Raw genomic sequence first — 18,768 nt, forward strand, 5'->3', positions numbered from 1 at the left:
AATCCCAAACCACTACAGCCGTTGTTGGTGTAAGGTTAGTAATCGTTAAGCCCGGTGGAGGCAATTCACAAGTTCTTTCTGTTGTAAATACTTTTGGATTCGACCATGGATTAGGAGTAGTCTCTCCAACACACTGATTAGCTATCTGAACTTCATAGCTTGTATAAGGATCCAAGCCTGAAAGCGGATAAGTATTCGCCGGTGGGTTGGGTAAATTAACTGTAGTCCATGTAGTAGTTCCTACGATTCTATATCTCATGATATATGTAGAATTAGGAACAAGAGGTGCCCAGGTAACCGACGCAGAATTTGTAGTAATATTACTGATTGTAATGCTTGGAGGCGTAGGATCACATCTTGTAGTGAATGATGTAATCGGTGAATATGTTCCAACATTTGAACCACAAACAGTAGCAATCTGTACATCATAAATGGTAGCAGGATCTAAACCATCAATTAACAATGGAATGTTTGCTAATTGCGTAGAAGCATATTTTACTTCCCACGGTCCTGCAGGAGGCCCCTGTTTTCTATATCTTACCTGGTATGTTACGTTAGCTACAGCCGTCCAGTTTATAGTGGTTGAATTGTGTGTAGTTAAAGTAAACGTAGGTGTATTTGGTACTACAGTAGAACACGGTCTTAATCTTACCGCATAGTCTTCTACCTCACCGTTATCAACAGGTGTTTGACACATTACAGGTGCGCTTGTACGTCTTGAGATTACTCTCATTGTAGTTGTCAATGGCCCGTTGTATGCTGTTGCAGGTACATCAAAATAAGCTGCTACCGGAGTAGTAGTACTTGCCGCAGAAATAAGGATACGTTCTGAATCTTCAAAAGTACCGTTTCTGTTAAAATCTATCCATGCAGTTACTGCATCACTATATGTGCTTCCTGTCCATCCTTTAGCAACCGAAATTTGGTTTCCTGTAGATCCAATGTCAAGGTTGATAAGTGTAGCAGGTGTATTATAACTAGTATAATTTGTCTGAAGTGTAGTATTACTCATTGGTAAGAAACCAACGTTTGCAGAAGTTACTGTAACATTAGCAATATAATCAGCTCCATTACCTGTCATATTACAATATGAAAGAGGTGGAGTTGTAAACACTGTTGAAGGAGAATAACTTCCTTGAGTACCACTACAAGTAGTAGCTATCTGTACTTCATAAGTCGTTTGCTCTGTAAGACCAGGAATCGTAATACTGTTTCCAGGAGAAACTACAGTACCTGCGGTAGTCCACGCTCCTGTGCCTTGCACTCTATATCTGATAGTATAAGTAGCACCAATAGCCGGAGTCCAAGTAACCGTAGCGGTTGAAGCCGTAACTACTCCCATCGCGATATTAGCAGGAGGGTTAGTACTACATGGCAATAATGGCTCTCCTTTAAATTGAATTCTAGGAATATCTGCATATCTGTTGCTCGCTGAAGGAGGACTCGCAGGATTAGGATTAGTACCATCAGCATAATAAAGAATACCTCTGTTACTTCCTGCTGTATAACTTCCCCATGTAGCTCCTGAAGAAGAATATCCTGGTGAGTTTTCATCAACTGCTACCACAATATTACTGTCACCATCCCAAATGAATGGGGTTGATAAAGGTATCTCCACCCAGGTTCCGGCAGTCATGTTCGGTAATGTCCCAGAATACACTTGTGTTAGGTTTGCTAAAGGTATCCAGTTTGTATTTGATGCAAATGTAGTTTGAGTTGTATTACCCAAATATACCACCCATTGGTTATAATTAGCCTGAGGAGTCTGCGGAGTAGCAACATAAAATCTAACTGCTGTAATATAGTTGTTAGCTCCTACTGCTGCAACAAGTTCAGCCTTCGTATAAATTTGCTGCGAATAATTATATCCGTAGTAAGAATATATAGGAAGATACCCTGAAGTACCTGTACCTGTACCAATTTGACCGGTAGTAAATGCGGGACCGGGTATCCAGATACTCTTATTAGTAGAAGAACATATAGATCGTACCCACCAGTAATAAGTTGTATATGAAGCTAACCCTCCCGGAGTAGCTGTCGTTCCCGTAACCGCAGTTCCAACAGTTGCTGCAGTCGGAGCTGTGTTTGTTGTAGATAAATAATATTCATATCCATTTCCCGGCGCAGGAGCAGCTGCAGTCCATGCTAATGAAGCTCCGTTTGAAGTCTGAGCACTAACAGTAAGTGCAGTAGGCACATTACAGCTAGGAACAAATAAATTTACATTATCAACAGCAATTGGTGGCTGTGATCCACCGCTGCCATCATTTCTCCACTGGAATACCAAACGCATTGTAGTACCAGCAAAACTGCTGATATTTAAGCTTGGATTCATATAATTTTGCCAAGCACTCTGCAAATTAATATAATCCGGGCCAACCTGAATTCTTCCAGAACCTGCGGTAATTAAAGTTCCTGCAGTAGGCGTATAAGAAACCGGAACCAACCAAACTTTTAAATAATCATAAGTACTCTCTCCCACTCCTTTCCAATCAAATGAAAAAGTAGCAGTAGTAGTTCCTGCAGGGATAGTAATATCTCTGTAAGCATGAACAGTACTTTCAGAACTAGAAAGCGTATAGGCATTGGTAGTACCATTATCATTTGAAATATAAATAGCTCCTGCCGGATTTCCAGCAGCATTTCCATAAGCCCACTTATTAGTATAAGTACCGTTTGTGAACCCAAAATCATTGTTTGTTGTAAAATCCTGAGAATACGGAAGAGTAGCAGGAATCTGAGTTGTCGTGAAATTACCACCAGGTAACCAAACACTCTTATCTGTTGCACTACACACAGAACGTACCCACCAGTAGTAGGTAGTACTCGTTGTTAAGCTTGGCAGAATCACAGAAGTTCCAGCAGCAGCAGTTCCAGTTGTAGCCGCTGTAGGCGCCGTATTTGTTGTTGAAAGATAATATTCATATCCGTTTCCTGGCGCAACAGTAGGTGCTGTCCAGGCAATTGTAGCTGTATTGGCTCCAATTGCAGAAGTAACCGGCGCTGATGGCTGTACGCAAGTTGGAATTAGTAATGAAATATTATCCACCGCTGCAGGTGGCTGAGTCCCAAATGAATCATCATTTGTCCACTCATAAACAAGACGCATTGTATTACCTGCAAAACTACCCACATTTAAAGAGTAGTTAGTGTAGGTTTGCCATGCTGAAATTTGATTGAAATATGCTCCAACCTGAATCCTTCCGCCCGCAGCAGTAATAGCAGTTCCGGCTGTAGGAGTATAAGTAGCGGGTACTAACCAGACTCTTAAATAGTCATAAGTACTTTCCCCATATGCTCTCCAATCGAATGAAAAAGTTGCAAGCGTAGACCCCGCCGGAATTATAAAATCTTTATAAGCGTGCGAAATAGACGGACTACCTGTGGTATACGCATTAGCTGTTCCGCTATTATTAGAAATGTAAATAGAACCACCCGGATTACCGACTGCGGTACCATAATTCCAGATATTGGTTTGACTTCCGTTAACAAAAGTAAAGTCATTGGCTGTTGAAAAGTCCTGACTATACGGTAATGCTACTGCCTGACCATACACATTGGGGACAAAACCAATGTCAATCAAGCACAGAAGAAGTACTAAAATAGTAGAGAGTTTCTTCATAAGTTGTTGTATTTATATTAATCCTACAAATCTAAATCGTTTTTCCGGCATTTTTAGTATATAATTCAATGTTTTTTATAAAAATTTTATAATTTTTGATATATATTCTCTGCCGAAAGCATTAGTTTCCAGAACATTCAAGATAAGTGATATATACTGAATTAAAGCAATCGTTATCAAATTCCCATTAATTCATCAAATTGACTTTTAAAAGAATACCTATTTCACTAATTCACATTAAACTAAACAATTAAGAAAGAATAAAACAGTATGTGTTAAATGGCAGGAGTTGTAATTTTTAAAGAAATATGTTTGGAAAATTTCAAATAATAAAAAAAGAAACCTCCCATATAACTATGAGAGGTAAAAACACAAATGATGAAAAAAAATTTTCATTACAAAGATAACTAAATTTAATTAAACACAAAACCACATTAATTAAACTTATAATGTGTAATATTTCTATAAAAAAGACATTATATAGAAAATATTTCAAAATTTAAGAATTTAAAAGACATAAGAGTTTACGTAAATTCTCTGTACTATAATTTAGAATAAGAAAGTCCCAAAAAGGAGGAGTAAATATGAAATGAATAAATTTATAACCGAAAATAAAAAAAATTCCTCAAAAACGAGGAATCTCAAAGTTAGGTATGCGTGTAAAAATTATTCTTCCCAAGCAATCGGAATATAAACCGTAACATATCCATCAGCATCTACTTCCAGATCAGAAACTGTGCCTACAACAGAGCCATAGCCCACCCAGCCGCCTTGTCCCTGCATGGCTGAAAATGTATATGTTCCCGCAGGAATCCCTTCATAATAAACGGGAAGAGACTGAAAACCACCTCCGTAATATGTATCAAAAGACTCTCCTGTCATATTGTTTGTAGCAATAAAGCTTCCAACATCATAATTTCCTGAAAGTATTTTCGTACCGTTTTTCGAAAGAAGACCAAATCTTATTTTATAAGTTTTGGTCTTAGATATTTCTTTTAAATCAGCGGATTTTTCGGATGCATGAGCAACATTCATTAAATTATCACTGGACGAAAACGCCGTAAACACGATTCCTCCTGCAAAAGCCAAAGTTGTAAGTATTAAATTTTTCATATATATAATTTTGTATATCAAATTTAAGTGATTTATATTAATTAAATCAAAATTTTTAATTAACACTATATTACATTTATTGAAATATCACAAATAAAAATTCTCTGGAAGATATTGGTTTTCATTCTGAAAATTTAAATCGATGACATACAAATTATTAAACATTGAGTATCAATCAAAATTCGCAAAATAATTAATAATATTAAGTTCAGAACTTCTTTTAAAAACGCATTATTTTAATATTTATTAAGAATTTTTAACATTACTTAACTTAATCTTGGCGTTATAATTGAGAAGAATAATATAATCATTGTCATTGTCATTTTTTTTGACTTTGATATTTTATTAAAATTTGAGTTATGAAAAATATAGTGTTGGCAGGACTTGTGTCGGTTTTTATGTTGACAGCCTGCAAGAAAGATGAGCAAGTAGCAGAAAAATCACTGGATCAACAAAAAGTGGAATTCCAAATGAGACAGCTTGAAATTGAGAAACAAAAATTAGCCATTGAAAAAGAAAAAATGGCTTATGAAACGCAAAAAAAAGCAGACAGTATGGCGGAAGCTAAAAAAATAAAAAGTGAAGCAGCTGCAAATTCAAAACCTCAAGTGATACGAGAAACACGAACAATATATAGAGACAGAGAAACAAATTCCGGCTCAAACGGAAATTATGCAGATAACGGCAGTACCTCCACACAAGGTACAACCAAGAAAAAAGGCATGAGTAAAGCTGCCAAAGGTACTATTATCGGTACGGTAGGTGGTGCTGCCGCAGGTGCGATTATTGCCAAGAAAAACAGAGGTCTTGGTGCTGTAATCGGTGGTGTGGTAGGAGGTGCAACCGGTTATACAATTGGTAGAGCGGGAGATAGAAAAGATGGCAGAGTTCAGCCTAAATAATTAATTTTTACCATAACTATAAAAGATTGCTTATTTTTAGGCAATCTTTTTTTATGTTTTTAGTTTTGCTTTCCACGATTTTTATTGTTCCGATTTTAATGGGTTGGGGAAAAATTATGGATTTCTTCTTCGGACAACTTCTCACAGGAATTTCAGGAAAAATCTTATCAGGAATTTTTATAATAAGTTTGTTTTGGACTGTTTTGTCTTTCTTTATACCCTTGAGTATATACATAGAAAGCATTACTATTTTACTTGGAATATTCTTCTTTTTTAAAAATAAATTATATCTCAATTTCTATCAACTTCCAAAGGAAAAAGTTCTGTTACTAAGCTTAATTACCTTAATCATTTTATTCTGCAGTTCGTTTCATCCTTTTATATTAGATCATTTCGGATATTATATCCCAACCATAAAATGGCTCACGGAATACGGCTTGGTAAAAGGAATTTCAAATTTGGATCTCACCTTGGGACAAATGTCGGTTTGGCATATATTTCAGGCAGGGTTTTCACATTTTGCTGATCCTTTTTTAAGAATCAATGCAATTTTACTAATCGTCTATTCGATATATATTATAGAAAAGAAAAGTTGGATGCAACTATGTTTTCTTCCTATTTTATTATTATTTTCACAATCTCCAAGTCCGGATCTGCCCGTAATTATTTTCTCACTGATTATTTTAAATGAAATTTTAAATAGTAATAAAAACATAAAATTGCTTTTTGCATTTTCAGCTTTTGTATTCGTTATAAAACCTACAATGATTTGGTTACCGATTTTAGCCTTCTTCTACTCTATTTTTATTATCAAATCAAATTTTAAAAATTTTATCCCGGGAATTTTAATTATCCTTTTGTTTTGCCTGAAAAATATTTGGACGTTTGGCTATCCAGTTTTTCCTGTTTCAATCGGAGATTTTGGTATAGGCTGGAAACCGAATCCTGAAATGTTGAAAATATCATCACAATATGCTATTTTAAAGACATATGACATGCAATATTCTTATGAGAAAATCCAGAATTTTTCAGGGATAGGCTATATTAAAAACTGGGTTTTCTTAAGTGGCATCAAATCAACAATTAATATTCTTTTCATTGTAAGTTTATTCGTATTTATTGTTTTTGCTTTTATTAAAAAAAATAAAACAATTAGCTTAATTTGCATTTCAATACTTATCAAAAGTATTTTAATTATTTTATTTTCAGCTCAATACAGATTTTTCATCGATGTGTTTTTTGTGATATTCTTTGTCATATTTTTTAATTATTTTAATCGAAACAAATCACTCGTCATTTTCTCAGCATTAAGTATATTTTTCATCACATTTTTATCATTCCCTGATTTCGTTCAACAGTTGGTTCCAAGCTTCAGATTAGGAAATTTCATGACCAAATTTGATAAATCACAATTTTACAAACCTGCCGATTATGAGTATAAAAAATTTAATTCTTTCAAAATTGGAAATTTAAAATTCAATGTATCAAAAAATTATCCTTATAATTTTGACACTCAACTTCCGGCAATTTCAACAAGCTTTATTTTTGATGATGTAGACGCAAATATTTTTCCGCAATTAATTGATGAGAATAATATGCAAAAAGGATTTATCTGGAAAAATTTAACAGAAAAAGAAAAAAAAGAAGCCGAAAATGTTATCAATACCATCAAAAGCACTGATAAATAGAACAAATCCTGAAACTTTATTATCTGAAGAAAAAACGGTAATTTTGTATCATGTTCAATAGTTTAGGTAATCTTCTCAGTCTTACAACATTTGGGGAAAGCCACGGAGTGGCTTATGGTGGAATCATTAATAATTTTCCGGCAGGTTTGACGGTTGATTTCGATAAAATTCAATACGAATTGGATCGAAGAAAACCAGGGCAGTCAGCTATCGTGACACAAAGAAAAGAAAGTGACACGGTAAAATTCCTTTCAGGAATTTTTGACGGAAAAACTACGGGAACCCCAATTGGATTTATCATCGAAAACGAAAATCAAAAATCAAAAGATTATGATCATATCGCGAATGCTTATCGCCCAAGTCATGCAGATTTTACATATGATCAAAAATTTGGGATCAGAGATTATCGCGGTGGAGGTAAATCTTCTGCCAGAGAAACGATAAACTGGGTCGTTGCCGGCGCGCTTGCAAAGCAACTTTTATCAAATATTGAAATCAATGCCTATGTATCCTCTGTAGGTGATATTTTCTGTGAAAAACCTTATCAGGCCTTAGACTTTTCACAAACTGAAAACAATGAAGTTCGTTGTCCGGATGCAGAAACTGCCGAAAAAATGATTTCAAAAATTAAAGAAATCAAAAAAGAAGGAAACACCATTGGCGGAACAATCACCTGTGTGATAAAAAATGTTCCTGTAGGAATTGGTGAGCCTATTTTCTCAAAACTTCAGGCAGAACTGGCAAAAGCTATGTTAAATATCAATGCATGCAAAGGATTTGAATACGGAAGCGGATTTTGCGGAGCGAAAATGACAGGAAAAGAACACAACGATCTCTTCAATGAAGATTTTACTACAAAATCTAATCTTTCAGGTGGAATTCAGGGTGGAATTTCCAACGGGATGGATATTTATTTCCGTGTTGCGTTCAAACCTGTTGCAACTATTATCCGGCCTCAGGACAGCATTGACAAAGACGGAAATCCTGTAATCGTGGAAGGAAAAGGACGCCACGATCCTTGTGTAGTCCCAAGAGCGGTACCCGTTGTAGAGAGTTTAGCTGCTTTTGTATTGGCAGATCTATTTTTAATCAACAAAACAAGAAATATTCATAATTTTTAATAAAATACTTTTGGTAATGAAAAATTACTGGGATAAAGGAATCTCTTTTGACGAATACATTACAATCGCTGAAGAAAGATTAAAAAACCCTTCTAATCAACAAGAAACTGATTATAAACAATACTATGAATTGGGGCTTCAAAGAATGGAAAGAACTTTAAAAAAGTACATTCCCGACGAAGAGCAACTGAAAGAATTGGATACTAAAAACTTCGACGGAAAAATTTTAATTATATCTGAAGCGTGGTGTGGTGATGCAAGTGCTACCGTTCCCGCTTTGGTAAAATTTTTTGAAGGTAAAAATGAAGTTAGAATTTTCCTTAGAGACAGTGATAAAAGTTTAATCAGTCAATTTTTAACCAACGGGACAGAGTCTATCCCAAAAGTTATTATCCTTAATGAAGATTTTAATGTAAAAAATTCTTGGGGACCGCGCCCGAAATATGGGAAAGAATTATTAATGAAATACAAAGCGGATCCTGAAAATTACACAAAACATCATTTTTACAATGATTTACAGCTATATTATGCCAAAAACCGAGGAAAAGATGCTGTTCAGGAAATTTTAGAATTATTATAATAAAATACATGAAAAAAAATATAATTTATCTTGTATTAATCGCCATTATCGGGGTAATTGCTTTCGTTCCGGGAGTAAAAGATACATTGAGAGATGCTTTCTTTCCCGTTGCTGCGATTGAAAATGCTGTTCATGTAAGTGAAGAAGATTACGATATTGATTTAAAAGGCATTAACGTTCCAAGCACGAATCTTAAAACGTTTAAAGACAAACCTGTTTTTCTTAATTTTTGGGGAACCTGGTGCCCTCCGTGCAGAAAAGAATGGCCGACGATTCAAAAATTATACGACACAAGAAAGGAAAATGTAGATTTTGTATTAATTGCGATGAATGATCAGGAAGAGGCTGTGAGAAAATTTTTGAAAGATAACAATTATAACGTTCCTGTTTATATTGCACAAAGTCCTATTTCTGAAAAATTATTACCAAAGGTTTTCCCTACGACTTTCCTTTTAGATAAATCAGGAAGAATATTGATAAAAGAAGATGCTTACAGAGATTGGAATACAGAATCTGTGCACCAATTTATTGATAACATTATTAAATAATTTTTTTTAACTAAACTTTATAATTATTTGGTATAGAATTTGCGAAATTTGTAAGGTTGAAAAATTATTTTAAACTAAACACAAAATGAAGTATTCTAAATTAAATTTAGCTAAGCAGGCTATCAGTCACAAGGGCTTCGTAAAAAAAATTCCTGACATTTTCAGAATGATAAAATCCTGGAAGAAAGGATTTTACCCGATGAAATCCATCGACATCATTTTACCTTTATTAGGTATACTGTATATTATCTCGCCAATAGATTTAATTCCTGAGGTAGCCATTCCGGTAGTGGGAGTATTAGATGATTTGGCAGTTTTATCATTAGTAATACCCAAACTGATAAAAGAAGTTGATAAATTTTTGCTTTGGGAAGCTGAGCAAAAATACAGCGCTGCCGGTACAAAGGTTATCGATACGGAAATCGTAAAATAAACATAAGCCATCTCAAAAGGATGGTTTTTTTGTGAACAATAAACTGCCAATTGACCAATTCATTATTCACAATTTCCCAGTTCACTTTCAAATCCTTAAATTTGCAACATCTAATAAAAAATAATGGAAAGTAAAAAAGAATTCTTTTTAGAATGCTACAAACTAGGCATCATTAAATTCGGAAGGTTTACATTAAAAAGCGGAATTGAAAGTCCGTTTTATGTAGATTTACGACCTTTGGCATCAGATCCTAAAATCTTAAAAAATCTTGCCAATTATTTATTGGAAATGCTTCCTTTGGATAATTTTGATTTGATTTGCGGAGTTCCTTATGCTGCACTTCCTATGGCTACTGCAATGTCTTTGGAAAGCTACATTCCGTTGATTATCAAAAGAAAAGAAGCTAAAAACTACGGTACTAAAAAATTGATTGAAGGGATTTACCAAAAAGGACAAAACTGTCTTTTGGTAGAAGATGTAATTACTTCTGGGAAATCTTTAGTAGAAACCATCGCTGAAGTCGAGCAGGAAGATCTTAAAGTTGCTGATATTGTGGTAGTTCTTGACCGAGAACAAGGCGGAAAACAACTTTTGGAAAGCAAAGGATACAGAGTTCACACGCTTTTCAATATTTCAGAAGTTTGTACTATTCTTCAGGAGGACGGTCAGCTAACTGATGAAGAAGTAAAAAGAATTCAGGATTTCTTACAAGGAAACCACATCCAGTTTGAGGAAAAACAAAGATGTTCTTATGAACAGAAACTAAAAGCTTCTCAACATTCTGTTTCTAGAAAATTATTAGAAATCGCTTTAGAAAAAAAATCAAACCTTATTGCTTCTGCAGACGTTACAACGACTCAGGAATTGTTGGATTTGGCAGAAAAAGTGGGCCCTCATATTATTGCATTAAAAACTCATATTGATATTATTTCTGATTTCGAATATGAAAAAACCATTATTCCATTAAAAACATTAGCTGCAAAACACCAGTTTTTATTAATGGAAGACAGAAAGTTCGCAGACATCGGAAATACTCAGGAACTTCAGTTTACAAGCGGAGTTTTCAAAATTACAGATTGGGCAGATTTCGTAACTTCGCAGGTTATTGGTGGTTTTGAATCTTTAGACTGCTTCAAGAATGTAGGCGTGGTTGCTATTATCGGAATGTCTTCAAAAGGTACTTTGACAACAAGCAGCTATAGAGAAGAGGCTTTAAAGATAGCTTTATCTCATCCAAATGTTATTGGTGGGGTTTCTCAAAATCAGCTTCCTGACGAAATTTTACTATTCACTCCGGGAGTAAATCTGGCAGATTCCGGTGACGGAAAAGGACAACAGTATAACACTCCGGAATATGTTTTCAACATGCTTCATACAGATTTCATCATCGTAGGAAGAGGAATTTATAAGTCTGAAAACCCCGAACAAGCTGCTGTAACATATAAAAACGGAGGCTGGAATGCTTATTTAAATTCTTTAGAAAAAAAAGCAATTCAAGGCTAAAATCATTATAAAATATATTCAAAATAAGCTATATTTGACACTTTATCAGAATTATTGAAAAAGTTTAGTATTTGTCTTATATTGTTTTGGGGAGTTGTTCAGGTTTCTGCACAAAAAGACAGCATATATATTGAAGCGAAATTATCCGCAGACAGAAAAATGCTGGATGTGAATCAGGAAATCACCTATTATAACCACTCTGAGAAAGATTTAAATGCCATAAAACTTTTAAACTGGATTTCTGCATATAACAAAAGAGGGACATCGCTTGTTTACAGAAAACTTGAAGACAGAAATAATGATTTGCATTTTGCCAAACCAGAGCAATTGGGCAAAGTATTAAGTTTAGATATAAAAAATTCAGTTAATAATCGGGATATTCCTGTTAATAATATTTCAGATGAAAATCTTTTCCTTCCATTGGAAAAAGCTTTGAAACCTGGAGAAAATGTAAAATTACTGCTTCATTATCAGATGCAGCTTCCTGATAAAAAATTTACCGGATACGGTACATCTGATAAAAATGTGGCTTTAAAATATTTCTTTATTGTTCCGGATCATTTTGATCCGGACAATATTTCCAAAAGAGATTATTATGATATTGAGGAATCTGTAAACTTCAATACTTATTGGACGGTCAATTTCGACATTCCCATAAATTATTTTATCGAAAGTAATCTTCAACAGATTCAGATGAATTCTTTCAAAGGCTATCTTGATTCTGATCCCGAATTTTTAATTTCCGAAAACCAATTCCCAGCTATTATTATTAATACAGAAGGGATTAACACTGAAATAAAATTTGGATATAATTTAACATCTCAGGAAAAACAAAACCTTGAGTTTTATCTTCCTCTACATTTAAAATTTATCAAAGACAGAATCGGAGCTGTTCCTGACAGATTATTTATTTCTGATAAATTCCGAGGTAAAGAAGATTTTTTTGGAAATAATGATATTACATTCTGGAAATTCAAATTCCAAATGTTTACAGATACAGAAAAAACAGATTTAGATTATTTTGGAATTATTGCCAAAAAAATTCTTGATGAAAGTGTTATCACAGACAAAGAAGACAATCATTGGTTCAAAAACGGCCTAAAATCTTATCTGGAACTGCAGTATTTGAAAAAGTTTTACAGCGAAACAAAAATACTTGGAAACCTCCCTGAAACTAAAATTTTTGGCGTAAAACCGTTAAAATTATTTCATGCTTCGAATGTGAAATTGGTTGACCGTTACGGTTTAGCTTATCAATATATTATGTCTCAGAATCTTGATCAGAAAATTGATGAAAACTTTACAGGTTTAAGTAATTTTAATGATATGGCAATCAGCAGTTTTGAAACAGGAAGCCTGTTTAATTATTCTGCCGATAAAATGGGATATGAAAATTTTAACAGTACCGTTAAAGATTTTATTGTTAAAAATACTGACAAGCCAATAAAACCTGAAGATTTTCTGAAAGAACTTTCCGAAAAAGATAAAACTACAAATTATCTGGATGCATTTTTGAAACAGAAAAATAGAGTTAATTTCAAATTAAAAAGAATCAGAAGAGATGATGATTCCTTAAATATTAAAATCACAAAAAATACAGATACCGCAATTCCTGTAAAATTGGAAACGGAAACCAGAAATGGAGAAACAAAATCTTATTGGATTGATACAGACGAGAATGAGAGAATCAAAACATTTTCAGTTCCTGCTTTAGATATTTATAAAATCACTCTGAATGATGATTATATTTTCCCTGAATCTAATTACAGAGATAATTTTCTATATGCTAAAGGGTTCTTTTCAAATAACAAGAAAATCAAATTAAAACTTATAAAAGATATTCCAAATCCGGAATTCAATGAGATTTATATAACTCCGAGAGTTCGTTTTAACAATGCTTATGACAAATTTCTTTTTGGAATTAATTTTAAAAATCAATCATTATTTGACCAAAAGTTCCTATATTCTTTCACGCCGATGTATAGTTCAGGAACAGGGAAAATGACTGGTTCAGGGGCAGTTTCATATTCTTTTTTACCAGCTGAAAGCATTATAAGAAGCTTGACTTTTGGTATTTCAGGCTCTTATTTTCACTATGATTATGATTTAGCTTATAGAAAAGCATCATTCTTCACAAACTTAAATTTCAGAAAGAACCCGAGAAGTACGGTAAGTCGCGGAATTGCTTTTTCATATAATTACCTTGAAAGAGATCTTAACCAGCTTATGATTAACAGAGGAGATTATGATAAATATAATCTTTGGAGCTTAGGTTACGGATACGCTGACAGTCAGATGATTCACGAAAAAAGCTTAAGTGTAAGTACTCAGGGAATGGAAGATTTCAACAAAATTACTGCAGAAGGTTTCTACAGATGGGAATTTGCTCCAAAACAAAAATTGAGTTTAAGGGTATTTGCCGGGTATTTTGCAAGGAACGAAACCCGAAATAATATGTTTAATTATGGAATTTCCAGAGTCTCAAACTATGCCTTTTCTTATACTTTATTGGGCGAAAGTGCAAACAGCGGGATTTTATCACAGCAATATATTCTTGCCGACGGAGGATTCAAATCTTTCATTCCGGGAACGGTAAACCACTGGATTACATCTTTTAATGTAGATTCCAGTGTCTGGAAAATTTTTCACGTATATGCCGATGCCGGAGTTTATAAAAACAAAAATCAACCCACTAAGTTTATTTGGGACAGTGGTATAAAAGTGAGAGTAATTCCCGATTTTCTTGAAGTATACTTCCCTATTCAGTCTTCTTTAGGCTTTGAACCCGGTTTTAGAGACTATGCAAAACGTATTAGATATACTTTGGTATTAAACCTGGGCTCTATCATTAATGCCGCAAGAAGAGGCTGGTATTAAAATAAAAGATAACCCACAAAAAATGTATTTATAAGTATCCTTTCTATGCTTTTAAAATTCAATCATAAAAAAGCAGCCATTTCAAATTTGAAATGGCTGCTAATATTTTATAAAATCTTATAGGATTAGTCTTTTAAGATTTTTTGAGAAACCGGTTGATTGTTTACAGTACCAGTAACAATATAGTTTCCTCTTCCCAATTCAGAAACATCTAAATTAGAATCAGCTTTTACAGAAGCACTTTTCACAACCTGTCCAAGCATATTGTAAATTTTCACATCCTTAGCATCAGATCCGAAAGTAATTCCGTTTTCTTTTACAAAAGTGTTTTTTACGAAATTAGCTTTATTTAAAGATATGATATCATTAACAGATAAAGTCGTACATACATTAGTTGGTGAAGCTGAGTTTGTTGGTGCAACAGCTGCTAGTACAAAATCTGCGGCATTATTATTAGTATCTGTACAGCCTCCGTTTGATCTAAAAATAGCATTTGTTGTCGAACCTGCAGGAGCTGTATCTCCCCCTTCAGAAGCATTAGCAGTTCCCATTCCTACAAAATCAATAGCACCTGTTGGAGCTGTACCATTTATAGTAGTATCATTACTCATTAAAGCAATTTTTCCGTTACCTCCCATATTAACGTTACCAGATCCTGTAAATCCTCCGTCATAATCGACTGTCACCGGTAATGCAGCACCATTAGCAGCATTTCCAGCAAATCCAACCAAATAATATGAATAAGGAGCAATAGTAGCACCTGATGGAAGGGTTATCTTACCTGACCAGTTTCCTGTAGATGTAGCAGAACCATATTGCAAAGACCATCCGGCAATATTTACAGCTGCCGCTGTCTTATTGAAAAGAACAACAAAGTCTCTATTATAAGTAGCCCCAGAGTTACCCCCGTTCGCATAAACCTGGGCAATTGTCACTTGTGCATTCATCAATGCTGCCGTAGCGAACATCCCTAAAACAGTAAAGATTTTTTTCATGATTTAAAAATTTAATTATTAATAATTTAGACTGCTAAAATACAGGTATTTTTACTTTTTACACAATAATTAATGTAAATTTTTGTTAATAATGCTAAATCCTCTATTGTAAACAATTTTTAGTTATTTTTACCAATTATTTTCCAAGAGCTTGCGGAATTTTTTTTTAATATTCGTGCTGTTTTTCATGGGCTTATCATATAATAATGCTCAGGTTTTCTCGTGGAAAAATCCGAACCTTCCGGAAGATTCTATAAAAAAAGACAGCGTTCTTGCAGCTAGACTTGAACAGGATATATTTTCAAAAGATACATTAGATTTTGTAAAAACCAGTAACAGAATTATAGTTGACGAAGCTGTTCTTGCCAGAAATGATAAAAAAAGATTTTTAGGAGAACTTAATTCTAAAGGTTCTATTATCCGGGGTATTACTTTTGGTAACAATCAGGGACAATCTGTGCAAAGCTCAATGGATTTACAGATTTCAGGGCGATTATCTAAAGATGTTACCATTCTGGCCAGTATTTCAGACCACAACTTACCGATTCAGGCAGATGGTTACACTCAGACTTTAGAAGAATTCGATAAAATCTACATGCAGCTTAATATTAAGGATAAATCTATTCTTAGAGCAGGACATTTAGATTTAATAGAGGCCAAAAATTATTTTGCCAAATATCAAAGACGAAGCATGGGACTTGAGTTCCAGACTGAATTCGGGAAAGAGAATAAAACTTTTGTAGATGTTTCAATGGGAGTTGCACGAAGCGAATTCCACAGGGTTCGTTTCCAAGGGGTCGAAGGTAACCAAGGACCTTATCGTCTGACAGGTAAAAATGGAGAACAGTTCATTACCCTTATTTCAGGTTCTGAGCAGGTTTTTATCGACGGTATTTTAATGAAACGTGGCGAAAATCAGGATTATACCATTAATTATAATACAGGTGAGGTTACTTTCACCAGTTTCCGACCTATTTTTCAGCAAAATTTCATTACGATATCATATAATTATACAAATAGAAATTATTCCAGATATTTATTCACAGGAAAAGTTGAGCACACAAGGGAAAAGTTTAAAATCGGCTTAAACTGGTTTATGGAAAATGATAATAAAAATGCTCCACTTGCCCTTAATTTATCTAAAGAAGATGAACAAATTTTGGCTGATGCAGGAAATAATCAGGATTTAATGTATGCACCTTCCGCAATTGTCACGCCATACGATGTAAATAAAATCTTATATAAACTGGTTCAGAACCCAAATGGAAATTATTACGAATTTTCCACTGATGCTAATGAAACACTTTATCAGGTTTCATATACCTATTTTGGAGTAAACCTCGGAGATTATAAAATTACCCAGACTACCAACAATGGCCGTGTTTTTGAATATGCAGGGCCAAACCAGGGCGATTATAGAGCTGTAAGAAAACTTCCTTCACCCCAAAAAGCACAGGTTTATTCATTAAACACAGAAGTTGCTTTAAAAGATGGTAAAATTGGAGCCGATTTTTCATTAAGTAATTATGATTTAAACCTATTTTCATCAAAAGACTCAGATCAGAACATCGGGTATGCAGGGCGTATTTTCGGAAATAAAACATTTACAAAAAACAGCTGGAAAGGCACACCAAGTTTTGAATATCAATACATTGACAAACAGTTTCACATTTTAGACCGTATTAATGATGTTGAATTTTCCAGAGACTTCAACTTAACTCAGGAATTTAGTGGAAGAACCCAAAACAGATTTATATTTAGCTTCTTAAATAAATGGAATAATAAATCTAACGTAAACTATAGAATTAATTATCTTGATGAAAAAGATTCTTACAAAGGGATTAAAAATGACTTAGATTTTGGATGGTTTAAAGGCAAATTTTTCACCAAAGGAAATTTATCTTACTTAGAAACAAATGCCACTCTTCAAGATACAAAATTCATCAGAGGTGGGGTTTCTACTGAATATACAGGCAAAAAAGGAAGCTGGGCATTCGGTGGAAGCATGGAGCATAATGAGAAAACCTATAATGACACTCAGTTGATGGATGTTACAAGTTTCAGCTGGAAAGAAATTTTTGTTCAAAAGAAAATTGGTGACAGTACAAGAACCAAATTACTGACGAAACTTTACATGAGAGACAATGACTCCGTGCGTGACAACAGGCTCCAGAATATGAACAATATTTTGGGAGTTATGGCGGAAAGCCAGCTTATCAAAACTGAAAAAACTACTTTAAATATATTGCTTCATTATAGAAAATTCTTTTATCAAAATCAGGATATTGATATGTCCAGAAATAATGATTTTGTGGTTGGAAATATTCTTTACAACCAGCAGCTTTTCAGAAATGGTATGCGTTTACAGGCTTTCTATGAATTAGGAAACGGACAGGAGGCTCAAAGAGAATTTCAATACATTAAAGTTACAGACGGGCAAGGGGTTTATAAATGGACGGATTATAACGGAGACGGAATTCAGCAGCTTGATGAATTTGAAATTGCCGAATATTCGGATTTAGCACAATACATAAGGGTGTACACCAATTCTGTACGATATATACCATCCAATAAAAATAAATTACAGCTGGCTCTGTTTGTCAATCCATCAATAGTTTTCAATTCTGAAAATAAATTTTTAAAACGTTGGAATTTTAATATTTCATTAAATTCTCAAAATTCTTTCTACAAAAAAGATAAGGTTTTAGTTTTAAATCCGTTTGAAAAAAGTGATGATCAGATCCTTAAGAATCAAAATATTTTAGCCTCTGTTCAGTTTAGCCCGACAGAAAAATCCGGCTGGAATGGTAACTATCGATTTATATCAAATGACAACCTCATTAATGCCAATTTCAGTAATGAAGAGAGGGAACAAACTTCACACTTTGTAAACATCGGATATTGGTTTAATAAAGAATTCAGAATAGACTGGGAAAATTCGGTTCACAGCATTCAAAACTCTTCGCAATTGTTTGCAACAAGAGATTATCATTTAAGCAATTTCGAAACCAAGCCAAAAGCAACCTATAAATTTACCGATGCTATTCAGGCTGAGCTTTCATCTGCCTTCCGTCAAAAGCAAAGAACAGATGGTGAAGAACTATTAAAAGCATTTGATATCACAGGAACAATTCAGTGGGAACGTAAGAAAACTTCTATCAGAGGTAATTTTTCATTTATCAATAATAATTTTACAGGAAATAATTTCACAATTGTCGGAAACCAAATGTTAGATGGTTTAAAACCAGGAAAAAACCAGGTCTGGAGTGTATTTATTCAGCAGGCAATTAATTCTTTCTTACAATTAAACTTAAATTATGAAGGAAGAAATTCCGGTGAAAGAACCATTCATATCGGAAGTATGCAGGTGAAAGCAAGTTTCTAGC

General features: G+C 34.0%; 12 protein-coding genes. 9 read left to right on the forward strand and 3 right to left on the reverse strand.

The genetic code is table 11. The features are described from left to right. Positions 1-3,622 (reverse strand): fibronectin type III domain-containing protein (locus ACM39_RS18105; RefSeq protein ID WP_048512458.1); only part of this gene is annotated, 3,622 nt, incomplete at its 3' end. 666 nt (positions 3,623-4,288) lie between these two features. Then, positions 4,289-4,735, reverse strand: coding sequence for a hypothetical protein (locus ACM39_RS18110; protein WP_048512459.1), 447 nt, complete (start codon positions 4,733-4,735; stop codon positions 4,289-4,291). Positions 4,736-5,094: 359 nt separating this feature from the next. Between ACM39_RS18110 and ACM39_RS18115 the strand changes: the two genes are divergently transcribed. The 8 genes from ACM39_RS18115 to ACM39_RS18150 all read left to right on the forward strand — a co-directional run bounded on the left by ACM39_RS18115 (position 5,095) and on the right by ACM39_RS18150 (position 14,387). Beyond that, positions 5,095-5,637, forward strand: coding sequence for a YMGG-like glycine zipper-containing protein (locus tag ACM39_RS18115; protein ID WP_048512460.1), 543 nt, complete (start codon positions 5,095-5,097; stop codon positions 5,635-5,637). 53 nt (positions 5,638-5,690) lie between these two features. Continuing rightward, a complete protein-coding gene (locus tag ACM39_RS18120; RefSeq protein WP_048512461.1) occupies positions 5,691-7,325 on the forward strand; it encodes an LIC_10190 family membrane protein in 1,635 nt (544 codons plus the stop codon). 50 nt (positions 7,326-7,375) lie between these two features. After that, on the forward strand, positions 7,376-8,446 hold the full coding sequence (gene aroC, locus ACM39_RS18125; RefSeq protein ID WP_048512462.1) for a chorismate synthase: 1,071 nt from the start codon (positions 7,376-7,378) through the stop codon (positions 8,444-8,446). A gap of 16 nt (positions 8,447-8,462) precedes the next feature. Continuing rightward, positions 8,463-9,026: a thioredoxin family protein gene (locus tag ACM39_RS18130; RefSeq protein ID WP_048512463.1), complete on the forward strand. Its 564-nt coding sequence runs from the start codon at positions 8,463-8,465 to the stop codon at positions 9,024-9,026. Between the two features lie 8 nt (positions 9,027-9,034). Next, positions 9,035-9,574, forward strand: a complete 540-nt coding sequence (locus ACM39_RS18135) for a TlpA family protein disulfide reductase (RefSeq protein ID WP_048512464.1) — start codon at positions 9,035-9,037, stop codon at positions 9,572-9,574. A gap of 85 nt (positions 9,575-9,659) precedes the next feature. Continuing rightward, the gene (locus ACM39_RS18140; protein ID WP_048512465.1) at positions 9,660-10,007 is read left to right on the forward strand and encodes a YkvA family protein; all 348 of its coding nucleotides are present in this window, start codon (positions 9,660-9,662) and stop codon (positions 10,005-10,007) included. 123 nt (positions 10,008-10,130) lie between these two features. Next, a complete protein-coding gene (gene pyrF / locus ACM39_RS18145; protein ID WP_048512466.1) occupies positions 10,131-11,510 on the forward strand; it encodes an orotidine-5'-phosphate decarboxylase in 1,380 nt (459 codons plus the stop codon). Positions 11,511-11,564: 54 nt separating this feature from the next. Further along, entirely contained in the window at positions 11,565-14,387 is a 2,823-nt protein-coding gene (locus ACM39_RS18150; RefSeq protein WP_228377148.1) for an aminopeptidase, read from the forward strand. 125 nt (positions 14,388-14,512) lie between these two features. Here ACM39_RS18150 and ACM39_RS18155 read toward each other — a convergent pair whose 3' ends face one another. Beyond that, on the reverse strand, positions 14,513-15,382 hold the full coding sequence (locus ACM39_RS18155) for a lamin tail domain-containing protein (protein WP_048512468.1): 870 nt from the start codon (positions 15,380-15,382) through the stop codon (positions 14,513-14,515). Positions 15,383-15,569: 187 nt separating this feature from the next. Between ACM39_RS18155 and ACM39_RS18160 the strand changes: the two genes are divergently transcribed. Continuing rightward, entirely contained in the window at positions 15,570-18,767 is a 3,198-nt protein-coding gene (locus ACM39_RS18160) for a hypothetical protein (RefSeq protein WP_048512469.1), read from the forward strand. Position 18,768: the final 1 nt, after the last annotated feature.

This window comes from Chryseobacterium sp. FH2 (assembly GCF_001045455.1).
Taxonomy (GTDB): domain Bacteria; phylum Bacteroidota; class Bacteroidia; order Flavobacteriales; family Weeksellaceae; genus Chryseobacterium.